This window comes from Ureibacillus sp. MALMAid1270 (assembly GCF_049202975.1).
Lineage (GTDB): Bacteria > Bacillota > Bacilli > Bacillales_A > Planococcaceae > Ureibacillus.
Window position 1 is genome coordinate 21,852 of record NZ_JBMIRP010000012.1, and the last position, 14,976, is coordinate 36,827.

Annotated in this window: 15 protein-coding genes; 14 read left to right on the top strand and 1 reads right to left on the bottom strand. The window is 31.8% G+C overall.

Features of this window, described 5'->3' with window-relative positions; all coding sequences use genetic code 11:
- Positions 1-30: 30 nt before the first annotated feature.
- From ACOQFO_RS00900 to ACOQFO_RS00945, 10 genes are all read left to right on the top strand, one after another.
- Positions 31-636: a copper resistance CopC family protein gene (locus ACOQFO_RS00900; protein WP_421687840.1), complete on the top strand. Its 606-nt coding sequence runs from the start codon at positions 31-33 to the stop codon at positions 634-636.
- A gap of 18 nt (positions 637-654) precedes the next feature.
- Positions 655-1,800, top strand: a complete 1,146-nt coding sequence (locus ACOQFO_RS00905) for a copper resistance D family protein (RefSeq protein ID WP_340436433.1) — start codon at positions 655-657, stop codon at positions 1,798-1,800.
- Between the two features lie 255 nt (positions 1,801-2,055).
- Positions 2,056-2,721: a thioredoxin domain-containing protein gene (locus tag ACOQFO_RS00910; RefSeq protein ID WP_421687848.1), complete on the top strand. Its 666-nt coding sequence runs from the start codon at positions 2,056-2,058 to the stop codon at positions 2,719-2,721.
- Positions 2,714-3,151: a disulfide oxidoreductase gene (locus tag ACOQFO_RS00915; RefSeq protein WP_340436667.1), complete on the top strand. Its 438-nt coding sequence runs from the start codon at positions 2,714-2,716 to the stop codon at positions 3,149-3,151. The genes ACOQFO_RS00910 and ACOQFO_RS00915 overlap by 8 nt, the downstream gene beginning before the upstream one ends.
- A gap of 50 nt (positions 3,152-3,201) precedes the next feature.
- Complete coding sequence (locus ACOQFO_RS00920; RefSeq protein ID WP_421687841.1) at positions 3,202-3,909, top strand: cytochrome c biogenesis CcdA family protein; 708 nt, start codon at positions 3,202-3,204, stop codon at positions 3,907-3,909.
- Between the two features lie 51 nt (positions 3,910-3,960).
- On the top strand, positions 3,961-4,341 hold the full coding sequence (locus tag ACOQFO_RS00925) for a hypothetical protein (RefSeq protein WP_340436663.1): 381 nt from the start codon (positions 3,961-3,963) through the stop codon (positions 4,339-4,341).
- 240 nt (positions 4,342-4,581) lie between these two features.
- Entirely contained in the window at positions 4,582-5,118 is a 537-nt protein-coding gene (locus ACOQFO_RS00930) for a VanZ family protein (RefSeq protein WP_421687842.1), read from the top strand.
- A gap of 138 nt (positions 5,119-5,256) precedes the next feature.
- On the top strand, positions 5,257-5,970 hold the full coding sequence (locus ACOQFO_RS00935) for a ZIP family metal transporter (protein WP_421687843.1): 714 nt from the start codon (positions 5,257-5,259) through the stop codon (positions 5,968-5,970).
- A 384-nt stretch (positions 5,971-6,354) separates the two neighbouring features.
- Complete coding sequence (locus ACOQFO_RS00940; protein WP_421687844.1) at positions 6,355-7,620, top strand: murein hydrolase activator EnvC family protein; 1,266 nt, start codon at positions 6,355-6,357, stop codon at positions 7,618-7,620.
- Between the two features lie 198 nt (positions 7,621-7,818).
- The gene (locus ACOQFO_RS00945; protein ID WP_340436107.1) at positions 7,819-8,754 is read left to right on the top strand and encodes a cation diffusion facilitator family transporter; all 936 of its coding nucleotides are present in this window, start codon (positions 7,819-7,821) and stop codon (positions 8,752-8,754) included.
- Between the two features lie 89 nt (positions 8,755-8,843).
- Here the strand turns inward: ACOQFO_RS00945 and ACOQFO_RS00950 are convergent, their stop codons facing one another.
- Positions 8,844-9,047, bottom strand: a complete 204-nt coding sequence (locus tag ACOQFO_RS00950) for a hypothetical protein (RefSeq protein ID WP_340436108.1) — start codon at positions 9,045-9,047, stop codon at positions 8,844-8,846.
- 242 nt (positions 9,048-9,289) lie between these two features.
- Here ACOQFO_RS00950 and ACOQFO_RS00955 point away from each other — a divergent pair, with 242 nt between their 5' ends.
- The 4 genes from ACOQFO_RS00955 (at position 9,290) to ACOQFO_RS00970 (ending at position 14,439) form a co-directional block, all read left to right on the top strand.
- Positions 9,290-9,661, top strand: coding sequence for a metalloregulator ArsR/SmtB family transcription factor (locus ACOQFO_RS00955; RefSeq protein WP_340436110.1), 372 nt, complete (start codon positions 9,290-9,292; stop codon positions 9,659-9,661).
- Positions 9,654-12,071: a heavy metal translocating P-type ATPase gene (locus ACOQFO_RS00960; RefSeq protein ID WP_421687845.1), complete on the top strand. Its 2,418-nt coding sequence runs from the start codon at positions 9,654-9,656 to the stop codon at positions 12,069-12,071. Before ACOQFO_RS00955 ends, ACOQFO_RS00960 begins: the two co-directional genes overlap by 8 nt.
- A 59-nt stretch (positions 12,072-12,130) precedes the next feature.
- Positions 12,131-13,177, top strand: a complete 1,047-nt coding sequence (locus ACOQFO_RS00965; RefSeq protein ID WP_421687849.1) for a flavin-containing monooxygenase — start codon at positions 12,131-12,133, stop codon at positions 13,175-13,177.
- 209 nt (positions 13,178-13,386) lie between these two features.
- On the top strand, positions 13,387-14,439 hold the full coding sequence (locus tag ACOQFO_RS00970) for a hypothetical protein (RefSeq protein ID WP_421687846.1): 1,053 nt from the start codon (positions 13,387-13,389) through the stop codon (positions 14,437-14,439).
- Positions 14,440-14,976 lie beyond the last annotated feature (537 nt).

The following is a 14,976-nucleotide window of genomic DNA, read 5'->3' on the forward strand; positions in this document are numbered from 1 at the left end:
ATGAAAATACATAAATGGAGGAAGTATTTTATGTTGAAAGTTAAAAAGTCTTTATTAATGTCGTTAATCGTACTATTGTTATTTAGTTTGTTTCCAATAAGTATGGCTAATGCACATTCTGTTTTAGAAAATTCGATACCAGCAGATGGCGAACAAGTAAATGATTCCATAAACAGAATCGAGCTATCATTTAATACGAAAATTGAAAATGGGAGCACTCTTACTCTAGTAAATGACGTGGGAGATGAATTGAACCCTTCATCCTATGAGATAAATGATAATGTACTTGTAGCAATATTTGAGGACTCGCTTGAATCTGGTACATATCAAGTAAATTGGAAAGTGATTGGGGCAGACGATCATCATATTGAAAATCAATATTCTTTTACAATCACTGTACCTGGAATGACAGAGGATGAGAATGAAACTACTCAAACAGAAGAAGAAACCAATAGTACTTCAGAAAAAGAAACATCAACAACGGATGAAGTAAATAATCAAGAAGAAGAAAATCAACATCAATCATCCAGCAATGAAAATGAGCAGTCTTCTTTAGTGATGATCATCATTATATGCTTGATTATTGCAGTCATAGGGATAGTAGCATGGATGTTGTTTAGTAATCGTAAAAAATAGTCGAAGGGTGAATTCTGGATGCTCTTAATTTCATTAACTGAATTTATTTTATACATTTGTTTCTCGGTACTAATAGGTTCCTTAATCCTATTCATTGTACCTGAAAATAAAAAACCACCTATAAATGTACCAAAAGGGATACTTTATCTAGCTGCAGTTTTAATACCAATTGCAGCTTTCCTACCAGTATTTCAAACTGCATACTTATTAGCAGGTGATATGGATCTTTGGTTCTTTATAAAAAGTGTTGTATTTACATTTGAAATTGGAAAAGCATGGTTGTTTATTACCATTATATCCGTTATTTTGATTTGTGTATTACTAGCTAAAAATCTGAAAACAAATAAACGTTTAACGATATGGGCGCTATTTCTAACTTTCTTAATGCTTTTAGGCTATGGAAGATCCAGCCATGCAGCCACAATAACAGAATGGCAAGGATTCGTTTCCCATACACTTCATTTCCTAGCGGTAACTGTGTGGATTGGTATTCTTTTTGTTGTAAGTTGGTTCGCCAAAAATAAAAATAATTGGTTAAGATTTTTAAAATGGTTTACCCCTGTCGCTATCATTTGTCTTCTTGTTACGATCGTGGCTGGTTATTTTACGATGGAAATGGATATTGATTCATACGATGATCCAAATGCTTCAATCGTCCAAGAATATCAAAATAGCCTGCTCGTTAATTATGGACAAGCATTAGTATTGAAACACATCTTTATTATTTCTTTAGTGTTATTCGCTTTTATCAATGGAGTCATGTTTAAAAGGAAATCTAATCAGGAATTATTTAATCCTTTGAAATGGACAAGGTTGGAAAGTGTTTATGCACTTATTGTGTTTGGACTTACAGCGTTTATGGGACAGTCATGGCCACCACATCAAATCTATTTGTTGCTCAATACAGAAGGTGCATCTCCCCTTTTTGAAATGCTATATGAAGGAGAAATTATAAATACAATACAAAATGCTAATGGTATTGAAGTCTTTAATGTAACTTTATCTTTCGGAATGGAAAGTTACTTATTATTTGGCTTAGGTTTATTATTTATGGTACTAACCATATTTGCTGCTATTAGAAAGAAATCAGTTTTTGTTTCAACATTTTCTTCACTTTTGATGTCACTATCTGTGTACATAGGAATAATGATTGGAATTCAGTAGGGAGTTATAGCAAGGTGTAAAAGTGAAAAGAGGTGCTAATTCTTACATAGAATTGCACCTCTTTTTCCTATTGAATATTGTTTTAGTCACTAAATTGTCAATCATACATTCAAGTGAATATTTGATTGATTTGGTAAATTTGTTACAATCATTGAGAATACCTAAAGGAGAGAAATAGGGGGATATTCCTTATTTTGTTATTATTTATTAATATTATCATTTGTAAAAGGAGTTTTGATTGTGAAAAATTTGAATATGAAATTTGCAGTAATCCTTACATTAGTTGCAGTTGTAATCATAGCTGCAATAGTAATCATAGGCAGTAACCAAGCACCAAAAGAGGCGGAAATAGTTAGAAATGAAGTAGATATAACAGGACAACCATTATTTGGTGAAGAAAATGCTCCTGTTACTGTGGTGGAATTTGGAGATTTTAAATGTCCTTCATGTAAAGCGTGGGGAGAAATGATATATCCCAAACTCGTAGAAGATTATGTTTTAACGGGTGATGTTAAATTTTCTTATGTAAACGTTCTATTCCACGGTAAAGAGTCAGTTCTTGCAGCGTTAGGGGCTGAATCTGTTTACAAACAAAATCCTGAAGTATATTGGGATTTCCACAAAAAAGTGTTTTCTGCACAACCAGAAGTAGCTAATCATGATGATGTCTGGGTGACTACAGAAAAATTACTTGAGATTGCCAGTGAATATCCATCTGTCAATCAAGAACAGTTAAAACAAGATATTGATAAGCAATTAACACTGGAACAAGTTGAAATTGATAAAGAATTATATGAAAAACATAATGTATCACAAACACCTACCATCAATATCAATGGAATTACGATGGAAGATCCATTCGATTATGAGGCAATTAAAGAAGTAATCGACCGTGAAATTGAGGCTAGTAAAAATGAGTAATAATGTTAGTCAAAACAATCCAAAGGTATTGATTTTATACTTTGCTTGGTTCGTATCACTTGTTGCTACTCTAGGTAGTCTTTATTTTAGTGAAATAAAAGGTTTTATACCATGCGATTTATGTTGGTTTCAACGCATTTTTATGTACCCATTGGTCGTGATTTTAGGGATAGGAACATTTCAGAGTGATACATCTGTGAAAAAATATGTACTGCCACTGTCTCTTGTTGGTAGCATAATTTCACTACTTCATTATCTTGAACAAAAGATACCTGGATTTGGTGGTATTAAACCTTGTGTAAGTGGAGTTCCATGTTCTGCACAATATATTAACTGGTTTGGTTTTATTACAATACCATTTTTAGCTTTAATCGCTTTTACATTAATAAACATCTGCATGATTCTCTTGTTTACAAAGAAATCCAAATAAGTTTTTGAGAATATCAAAAAATTAGTTTAGGTAAGGAGATGTGTGAATAAATGGTTGAAATAAGTATTTTACTAGCTTTTGGCGCAGGTTTATTGTCTTTCATATCTCCATGTTCGTTACCGTTGTACCCAGCATTTCTTTCATATTTAACTGGAATAACTTTAAATGAACTTAAAGAGGAAAAGGGAGTATTTAATCGAAAAGCTTTGGTGCATACTCTTCTGTTTTTATTAGGATTCTCTATTATTTTTTTAGCACTAGGGTTATCAACATCATTCATCAGAGTCTTTTTTATTCAATACCAGGATTTATTAAGACAAATTGGTGCAATTATTATGATTGTTTTTGGATTAGTCATTCTAGGAGTTTTTAAAGCTGATTTTTTACTATCTGAAAAAAGGGTTCAGTTTAAGAAAAGACCAAAAGGATATATAGGGTCTGTGGTAATAGGCATCGGGTTTGCTGCAGGATGGACGCCTTGTACAGGCCCTATCCTTGCTGGAGTTATAGCATTAGGAATATCTGATCCAGGTAGAGGAATGTTTTATATGCTGTTTTATGTATTAGGTTTTGCAATTCCATTCCTTATCATGTCTTTATTTATTGGGAAAATGAAGTTCTTAAAAAATAAAAGTGAATTATTTATGAAAATAGGCGGGGGCATCATGATCTTGATGGGTATCATGTTGTATTTTGATATGATGACTAAATTGATAGCATTTTTAACACCTATTTTTGGAGGGTTTACTGGATTTTAGAACTAAATCTAAATAGTATTGAAGTTTTGGAGAACAGAGGAGATGGAAAATATGACTATACCTTTATATGAATTTCAAGTATCAATTGAAGAAGATCTTACTGTTCATTATCCTTATAAAGTATCTGTAAATTTCCAAGGTGATTCTGACTTTTATGATAGACTTATTATGGTTTCCAAAAGGGATCGTGTTTTATTAACAGGTCGCAAAGCTCCATTTATGATGAGATTATTATTTGGAACAAAGAACTTGTATTACTTAGAACAACAAACTAATAAGCAAACCAAATATTTACATTGGAGTTTAGAAGGAATTTTGAGAAATAAACAAGACTTAACTTTTACTGATAATGCATTTGCAATTGAGTTTCGAGAGGCACTATTGAACTATTTAAATCTCTTCGCTAAAGACGTTGAACAAGGTAAACTCTAACTGTATACAAGTATTATCTCTGAGGACTGGCTGGAAGTAATTGAATAGGTAGAAAGTTTAATACTACCCCAAACCACATGTATATATGAGAAGGTGAGAATAATGATTAGGTCTAAATGGTTATGGTTAGGTATTATATTAGCGTTTATGATTATTTGGAGTTTGATTGATTTGTTTGTAATTATTCCAAATTTATGAGCCAAATAATTATTATTTTTTTGTGTTTAAGGGGAATTAAAGTTGGATTACATTATTGATTTTATTTTATTAGCATTGATTTATTATTTCTTATATAAAAAATGGAGTAAAGAGTCGATAGGGTCGTTGATAATTAAATCATTAATGTATGTTTATTTGGTTATGGTCTTGTATGTAACACTTATGCCCTTTACTATTCCATTCAGCGGAAACAACAATTTGTTCCTGGAAACAGCTAATGCTATTCCATTTAGAGATGTAATGTTAAAGTATGATGGGGCAATTAGAGAAGTTTTTTTAAACATATTAATGATGGTGCCATTAGGTTTTTTATATCCGATTATAAAGAAAAAAGGTGTTATTAGAACACTTATTACTACATTTTTATTTAGTTTATTTATAGAATGTTCGCAATTACTAGGTGTTTGGTGGGGTAGTACAGGGGTAAGGATTTTTGATGTGACTGATTTGATTACAAATACCATTGGTGGATTAGTAGGATTTCTAATGTATTGCTTAATAAAACCAGTTGTATTTAAGATATATAAAGGGATTCAGTCCGGAAATATTAGTAATTAAAAAAATTCGATACTAAAGATTAATTTACAGAGTTAACTGGAATTGACTACTAATAATTGAGCTTAACTTAAAAGATAATATACATAAAAACTATAGAATTACCATATCACTAATTATAACCATAGAAAGGTGATAAGAATGTGGCTATTAGGTCTATTGAGTAATTCTATAGGTATATTAATCGGTGGAAGTATTGCGTGGGTATTTAAGGGATTCCAAAACAAAATAAACAGCATTTATGCTTTATGCGCAGGTTTAATTCTGGGCTTAATTTGTATTGAAATATTCCCAGAAGCAATTGAGTTAGGTGGATGGTCTATTAGTATTGTTTGGCTAATAATGGGGATGATATCATTTGAATTTTTACATAATATATTGAACTACAACCATTCAATAGGAAGAAAATCGAAGGAACCAATGTATCTTCATACAGGGTTGCTATTGATGTTTAGTATTTTTGTACACAATTTTCCTATGGGTATTATTTTAGGGACAAGCCAGGATAATGAATTTACAATTTCAATGTTGCAGACGTTATTATTCCATAGTATCCCTGAAGGTATTATTCTATTTACACCATTAATGTTGTCAGGTATAAATAACTTAATTTTATTGTTGTTCTCTTTGGTTGTATCCATTCCAGTTGCTCTAGGAGTAATTATTGGTGGCTTTATTGGATTTGAGTTCAAGATTATATCTGCATCTCTGATTAGTTTTACTGTAGGTATCATTTTTATGGTTACAGTAACGGAAATATTGTTTCCGACTTTAAATAAATCATCCATTTTGAAAGTTGTTGTTTATACTCTAGCAGGAATAGTGATAATGGGTTTATATTTAAAAATGATCTAGCAACATTTTTTGGTCAACTCATTATTAAGTACGGTCCATTTTTAACGGTTAATCAAAAACTGGAGCAACTCATATTTAGTTTCACTACACATTTTAAACACCAAATTTGATTTGGTGTTTTTTATATTCATCATGCTTTGTCTTTTGTTGTTAATGTTAATAGAATACTAGGGGTATATTTATAATTAATTTAATTCAACTACCCTATGTTTTATTTGACTGTACCGGGGGATCCTCCAACTTTTAACACTTCAATAATTTGAAACTAAATTGTAAAATCTATTAAGTATGCAAAATGGTATAATTAGTTTCATTCAAATAGTTATGAAGAGTACTAATTGGCCTTTTTATTACAAGTTAGTAAAGTGTCAGGGGGATTTTTGTTTGAATAAGAGAATGAAAGGGTTTGTCTTAATTGGAACTATAACGTTGTTGATATCAACTATTTTTCTCAATATACAAGCCTCAGCAAATAATTTGAATAGTTTAAAAGAAGAACAGAATGATATAGAACAAAAAAAGAATAAGTTAAACTTAGAGTTAAAAGAGAAGAAAATTGAAATTCAGACAAACCAATCAGAACAAGATAGTTTATTAAAACAAATATCAGAATTTAATAAGGAAATTACTGCTACGGAAGATCAAATAAATGTAATTGAAACAAGCATTGAACAAATGACTCAAGAAATTGAAAAATTACAAGCGGATATAAAAGAGTTAGAGGAGAAGGTCGATAACCGAAATGAACTAATAGATGAACGTTTACGAGCTATACAATCTAACGGAACAATAAGTTTCTTAGATATTTTACTTGGTTCAAATAGTTTTGTTGATTTCATAGATAGGTTTTCTGCAGCAAATACATTAATGGAAGCTGATCGTAACCTTATAAATGAACAAAATGAAGATATTAGGAAAATTGAGATAAAAGAGTCAGATTTAGAAGAATCGCTAGCGAAACTTGAGAGTGATCGTACAGAATTGCTTGAATTAAAAACAAATTTAGACAGACAAAGAGCAGACAAAACGGCCTTAATTGCTAAACTTGAAGCCGAACAAAAACAGCTGAAAGACACAAAACAGCAATTGGAAAATGAATACGAAGAAGTACATGAAATTAGTGAAGATTTAGAAGCAAAGATTATTGCAGAACAGAAACGTATGGCAGAACTAGCACGTGAACAAGAGCGTAAACGAAATGCAAATAATAACTCATCTTCTCCTAATGTTCCTGTAACATCAAGTGGAGTATGGACAACTCCTACATATGGTACATTTACGTCTGGTTACGGATGGAGAAGTTTTGGTGGTGGTGAATTCCATTATGGTGTAGATGTAGCCAATTCTACAGGAACACCAATTGTGGCAGCTTCGGATGGAGTTGTATCTTATGCTGCACCTCTTAGTACATATGGTAATGCTGTTATCCTTACACATTCGATTAATGGAAAAATTTATACAACCGTTTATGCTCACATGAGTTCAATCAGTGTTCGAGCTGGACAAACGGTATCAAAAGGACAGGAAATAGGAAAAATGGGGGCAACAGGTCGCGTTACAGGACCACATTTACATTTTGAATTGCATAATGGTACCTGGGCAGGTCAAAAAGTTGGACATATGAATCCGTTGGTGTTAGTACCATTTTAATTAATAATTAAATATGTGTTTCGTTAATTAGCATCCTCAAATTTATTTGGTTGAAAAATTCCAAATTAATTTGGGGATTTTTTTATATTTTATAATTCCAATTAAACTTTCAGTTAAAAGGACTATTTTAGAACAAACTATTGTATAAAATGGCAGAAGAAAATGTAAACAATGAACCTTGAAATGGAGGGAAAATAAGTGGGACAAGGTCATGACCATACACATGGTGGAAATAAAAAAACACTTACCATTGCTTTTATTATTATTACTGGGTACATGTTTGTTGAAGCAATTGGCGGGATTTTAACTAACAGTCTAGCCCTTTTATCAGATGCAGGCCATATGCTTAGTGATTCAATATCATTAGCAATAGCATTAGTAGCTTTTACATTAGGTGAAAAGGTATCAAATAATAAAAAGACTTATGGTTATAAACGATTTGAAGTACTTGCAGCAGTTATAAATGGAATCACATTAATACTAATTGCTCTTTACATTTTTTACGAGGCGATACAACGATTCATTACTCCACCTGTAGTAGCATCAACTGGAATGTTAATGATAGCTATTGTTGGATTATTAATAAACATCTTTGTAGCCTGGATAATGCTGCGTGGAGGAGATACGAAAGAAAACTTAAATTTAAGAGCTGCATTCCTTCATGTAATCAGTGATATGCTAGGATCTATTGCTGCAATTATTGCTGCAACACTAATCATGTTATTTAATTGGGGATGGGCAGATCCTACCGCAAGTGTTATTGTTGCAGTTCTTGTTTTTGTTAGTGGGATACGTGTTACAAATTCAGCAATTCACATCTTAATGGAAGGTACTCCAAAAAATATAGATTTAGGTGTAATTGTTAAAATATTTGAAAAGGTTGAAGCAATAAAAAGTATACATGATTTACATGTATGGACAATAACTAGTGGACAAAACGCACTATCATGTCATGCAGTAGTAGATGGGGATTTAACTATTAATGATTCTCAACAAATCTTACATTTAATAGAACATGAATTAGAACATCAGGGAATAGGGCATGTAACGATTCAATTGGAAAGTGATCAAAATAGTCATGAAAATTCAATTATTTGTAAAGTTGAAAACGGGAAACATGATCATAATCACTAAATAAAATATAAAAGAAAAAGAAACTGTAAATAATCGCTTTGTAACAATTGTCTACAGTTTCTTTTGCAAATATCATACGATGACTATTATTATTCCTCTGTTTTGCTTGGGGCATTTAGGTGTTGTCTTTCAAGTAAAATACGTTCCTCAATTTCTTTCGCTTTTAATTCTTGTTTCTTAGAAATCCGTCGAATTAAATTGAATACAATAAAGCATAAAATTAATAACACCAATAATTCAAATATAACAGGTAAATATTCCGTTTTATCCTCGGGGAAATATAAAAAATCCATTTATAATCCTTCTTTCAATAAGTTATTTAAAGTTAACTATTTAATTTTAGCATTCTTTTTTATGTTGAATAAGGACTGGCCTTATAATGTTTGAATTTTGTAATAAAGTAGCTAAATTTTTTAATACTTTTTATAATCCATCATTAATTTATTCAAATATACATTTGACTATTTGTTTATCAAGATGTAAAATTTAAGCAATAACAATCAAACGTTCGTTTGAATAAAAAGAGGTGACTTGATTGGCTAAAGAAAAAGATACATGTGAAATTACATGTATAAATGAAGAAAAAGTAACGACAATTTCGGAAAAATTGTCGAAGGAGAATCCTTTTGAAGTAGCTAAAATTTTTAAAGCTCTTTCTGATGATACAAGAATCAAAATTGCGTATGCATTATCAGTAGAGGATGAGTTGTGTGTATGTGATGTAGCAAATATTGTAGGTGCAACAAACGCAACAGCATCTCATCATTTAAGATTGTTAAATAATTTAGGAATTGCTAAATACCGTAAAGAAGGAAAGTTAGTCTACTATTCGTTAGATGATGATCATGTTAAACAACTAATTGAAGTTGCTTTTGAACATCAAAAGGAGGTTGCTGAAGTTGAGTGAAGCAACTAAAGAATTAGAAGACAAAAAAGTATTTAGGGTTGATGGCTTCTCATGTGCCAATTGTGCAGGGAAATTTGAAAGAAATGTAAAAGAGTTGCCAGGGGTACAAGACGCAAAAGTAAATTTTGGAGCATCAAAAATCAGTGTTTTTGGTGAAGCAACAGTTGAAGAATTAGAAAAAGCGGGGGCTTTTGAAAATTTAAAAGTGACGCCTGAAAAACCAAAACGACAATTACCACCCCAACCAATATTAGTTGAAGAATCAAAAAATATTTATCGTGTAGAAGGCTTTTCATGTGCAAATTGTGCAGGGAAATTTGAAAGAAATGTAAAAGAAATTCCTGGCGTACAAGATGCAAAAGTGAACTTTGGAGCTTCTAAAATTAGCGTGGTTGGAGAAGCAACTATTGAGCAACTAGAAGAAGCGGGGGCATTTGAAAATCTAAAAGTACGCCCAGATAAGCCTATCCGACAAGTTGAACAAACAAACAGAGACAATCATGAAGTTAAAAAAGAAGAAAAAGTACCTTTCTACAAAAAACATAGTACTTTATTATACGCTTTACTCTTTATCGTCTTTGGTTATACTTCGCTATTCGTTAATGGCGAAGATAACCTCATAACTTCATTATTATTTATCGCATCTATAGTTATTGGGGGTTACTCTTTATTCAAAGTAGGCTTCAAAAATTTACAACGTCTTGATTTTGACATGAAAACACTGATGACTGTTGCCGTAATTGGCGCAGCAATCATAGGTGAATGGGCAGAAGCATCGGTTGTAGTTATTCTTTTTGCCATAAGTGAAGCACTCGAACGCTTTTCAATGGATAAAGCGAGACAATCTATTCGCTCATTAATGGATATTGCACCAAAAGAAGCACTTGTTAGACGTAATGGTCAGGAAATGACAATTCATGTTGATGATATCGCAGTTGGCGATATTATGATTGTTAAACCTGGTCAAAAGATTGCTATGGATGGCGTTGTTATTAAAGGTAACTCATCTGTGAATCAAGCAACGATCACTGGTGAATCGGTTCCTGTTGGTAAAACAGTTGACGATGAAGTATTTGCAGGTACTCTAAATGAAGAGGGCTTGCTTGAAGTAAAAATAACAAAACTAGTAGAAGATACGACCATTTCAAAAATTATTGAACTTGTAGAGGAAGCGCAAGCTGAACGCGCACCATCTCAGGCGTTTGTTGATAAATTTGCGAAGTACTATACACCAATTATTATGATTATTGCGGCATTAGTTGCAGTTGTACCACCTCTATTCTTTGACGGAAGTTGGTCGACATGGGTTTACCAGGGATTATCAGTTCTTGTTGTTGGTTGTCCTTGTGCGCTCGTTATTTCTACTCCGATATCAATTGTTTCTGCAATTGGTAATGCAGCCAAAAAGGGTGTCCTTATTAAAGGCGGAGTTTATCTAGAGGAAATGGGTGCTTTAAAAGCAATTGCTTTTGATAAAACTGGTACATTAACAAAAGGCATTCCAGTAGTGACAGATTATAAATTGTTTAACAATAACGTTAATGAAAATGATCTACTCTCAGTAATTACAGCTTTAGAAACTCGTTCGCAGCATCCTCTAGCTTCAGCGATTATTAAAAAAGCAGATCAGGAAAATATCGCATATTCTGATGTTTTAGTTGAGGACTTCTCTTCCATAACAGGTAAAGGAATTATGGGTACTGTTAATGGAACAACTTATTATATTGGTAGTCCAAAACTCTTTAAGGAGTTAACAGTATCAAATTTTGATTCTAACCAAGAGAGTGCAGTTACTGAACTTCAAAACCAAGGGAAAACAGCGATGGTAATAGGCACAGACAAAGAAGTGTTAGGTGTTATTGCAGTAGCTGATGAAGTTCGTGAGTCAAGTAAAGAAGTAATTCAAAAGTTGCATCAACTTGGCATCAAAAAAACAATTATGCTTACAGGTGATAACAAGGGGACTGCGAATGCAATTGGCAGTCATGTAGGAGTATCAGAAATTCAAGCAGAATTAATGCCAGAAGATAAATTAAATTATATTAAACAATCAAGAAGTGAATTTGGTAATGTTGCAATGGTAGGCGATGGTGTAAATGATGCACCAGCATTAGCAGCTTCTACAGTCGGTATCGCAATGGGTGGAGCAGGAACGGATACGGCTTTAGAAACTGCTGACGTTGCTTTAATGGGGGACGATTTAAGAAAACTCCCATTCACAGTTAAGTTAAGTCGCAAAGCATTAAATATTATCAAGGCTAACATTACTTTTGCAATAGGTATTAAATTACTTGCATTACTATTGGTTGTACCTGGGTGGTTAACTCTTTGGATCGCCATTCTATCAGATATGGGGGCAACACTCTTAGTTTCATTAAATAGCATGAGATTAATGAGAGTAAAAGAATAAATTTAAATGGCTTTCCAAATTGGAAAGCCATTTTTAAAGAAATGAAAGGTGTGAAATGGATGGTTGACACTATTGTAATAGGAGCTGGACAAGCAGGTCTTGCTGTCGGTTACTATTTAAAACAACAAAATCAGAACTTTTTAATTTTAGATAAAGGAAATGAAATAGGTGAAAGTTGGCTCAACCGATATGACTCTTTAGTTTTATTTACCCCTAGAATATATGATGCTCTACCTGGTTTAAAACTTGAAGGAGAGGCACATGGTTTCCCAACAAAGAATGAAATCGTTCGTTATTTAAAGCAATATGCGAAAGAATTTAACCTTCCCATTCAATTACAAACCGAAGTAATTAAGGTACAACATCAGGATGACATATTCTACATAGAAACAAATCAAGGTATACTTCAATCTAAAAATCTTATCATAGCAACTGGAGCATTCCAAACCCCAAGAATACCCGCATTTTCAAAGAAATTATCCAGTGACATTAATCAGCTACATTCTTCACACTATAAAAACTCGACTCAGTTAAAGGAAGGAAACGTGCTTGTAGTTGGCGGAGGAAACAGTGGAGCTCAAATCGCAGTAGAGTTATCAAAGGAAACAGAAACATATATAGCGATTAGTCAAAAATTATCTTTTTTACCTTTAGTATTTTTTAATAAAAGCATGTATTGGTGGTTAGATAAAATCGGAATATTAAAGGCTAGTACGAATTCCTTTTTAGGAAAAGTAATTCAAAAAAAAGGAGATCCTATTTTTGGTTTTGAATTGAAAGATGCAATTAAGAGAAAAGAAGTTTTACTTAAACCTAGAGTTATTGATGGAATACATAACGTAGTAACCTTTAAAGATTCAACTACTCTAAGTATCGATAACATTATATGGGCTACAGGTTTTGATTTAAAATACCCATGGCTAGAGATAAGAGAAGTGTTTAATGAAAAGGGTAAAATAATTCAGAATCGAGGCATTTCAAATTTAAAAGGGCTTTACTTTATTGGCTTACCTTGGCAGTACCGTCGTGGTTCGGCAATCCTGCAAGGAGTAGGATTTGATGCGAAATATATTGTTGAACATCTAAAAACCCATTCTTTAAAATGAAAAGTAATGTAGCAGTAAACAGGCTTTTATAAAAAGAAAGGTTAACTTCAAATTGAAGTATGATAATTTAAATCTCCATTTTATTAATAATCCCCAAGGTGAGTTTTAATTTGAAATTAGGGGTTTTAATTGATTTTTATAAATATGAAGTGTGTTCTATAAAAGATATAATAATAGGTAACAATTAATGATTAAAAGGGGTTCAATTGATGACTTATTATGATGAGGTTCATATACCAGAGAAATATATTATCAAACATAATTTATGTTTATATTTTCATGATGTTTGCGTAAGTATTTTTCATGAGTGTCTCGAAAATGATCAACTAAAAGGTTATAAAATAGAAGAAAATGGGAGAACGAGCTTAGAGGGAATAGAGCAAGCAGAAGATGTTATTGATTGGCTAAGAAGCAATGAATATGAGGTAGAAGCAAGTATTGTTCTAAAAAGGAAAATATTCCATTCACTGTTGGGGGATTTCTTAAGCTTTGTTTTGGAGTCGTTAAAAGCATCCGAAAAAGGTAAGACTGCAGTTTCATATACACTATTAAGAAAGCCATTTAAAGATAATTTGTTTTATTTAGAGTGGATATGTACATACGGGGATGAACTACTATCATTGATAGATGCAGGGGATATAGATAAGTACGAAATCGGAGGAATTCGGAAATTTCAAAATAAAAAAATGAGGAAAATATTGCTTGAAGCAATGAATAAAAATGAATTTAAAAAGTTATTAAATCAATTAGATGATAACTATATGTATGAATTGAGATATGATTACAATTCTCCATTTGGATTAGAGTTAATGTGGAATAAAGCAAATCATTTAGTAACTACAGCAAAATCTATTCGAACAATCGATTTTAATAATATTTTTTTAACGGAAGATGATTTTATTAATAGATGGGATTACTATTATGGAAAATTGCCAACTTTAATGCTTTATTCAACGGGAGTTGTTATTAAATTATACGAAGAATTATTTGAACCAATCCCATATATTACAAAACTCTATAATAACATTTTTTTAGAAACAAAATGGTTTAGCAGTATTAAAGAAGATGTAGGTAAGGAATATATTGAGGAAATTTTGTGTGATAACGAAATACCATTATACTGCGATGAGTGTGAGGAAGTCACAAATATTGATATAAATAGAATAAAAGAGATCCAATATGATTGGGGTATTAAGTGTGACCATTGTAATGGCTATATCTCACTTTCTAAATATCAATTTATTGAAGAAGTGATTGATTAAATCACTACTACGTTTCACTGCCACGTTCTTTAATACCAAAACGGTATGATGGAAATGTTAAAGTTAAAGAGACTCATCCACCAATTTAAAAATCACCAATTTGTTTTTTTTATATTGTAAGATGAATACATAACTTAATTTTATGTAATTAGACATATAAAAACTAAAATAATCTTAGAAAGTGGCAATCGAAGTGATCTCATTTTTCCCAAAACCATATGATGATGAATTATATTACAGCGTGTTAGCGAGATACCATTTACAATCCGGAAATATATATAAAACAGAAACTCTAAGAGACCTGACTGGTGGAGAATATGGTATAAATATTGAACTTCCAATTGGGCTTAATTTTCTTGTATCGGAAGTAAATCAATTTTCTACCAAATATAATAAAGCCTGAATTATTCATAAAAAATCTTTGATAACCAAATAATGCTTATCTATCAAGGTATTGAGCTAAATGGTCCATGCATCAAATAAATGAAAAAAGAATCCATTTCTGATATGGTTAAAGCAACGATGAAATAACCACAG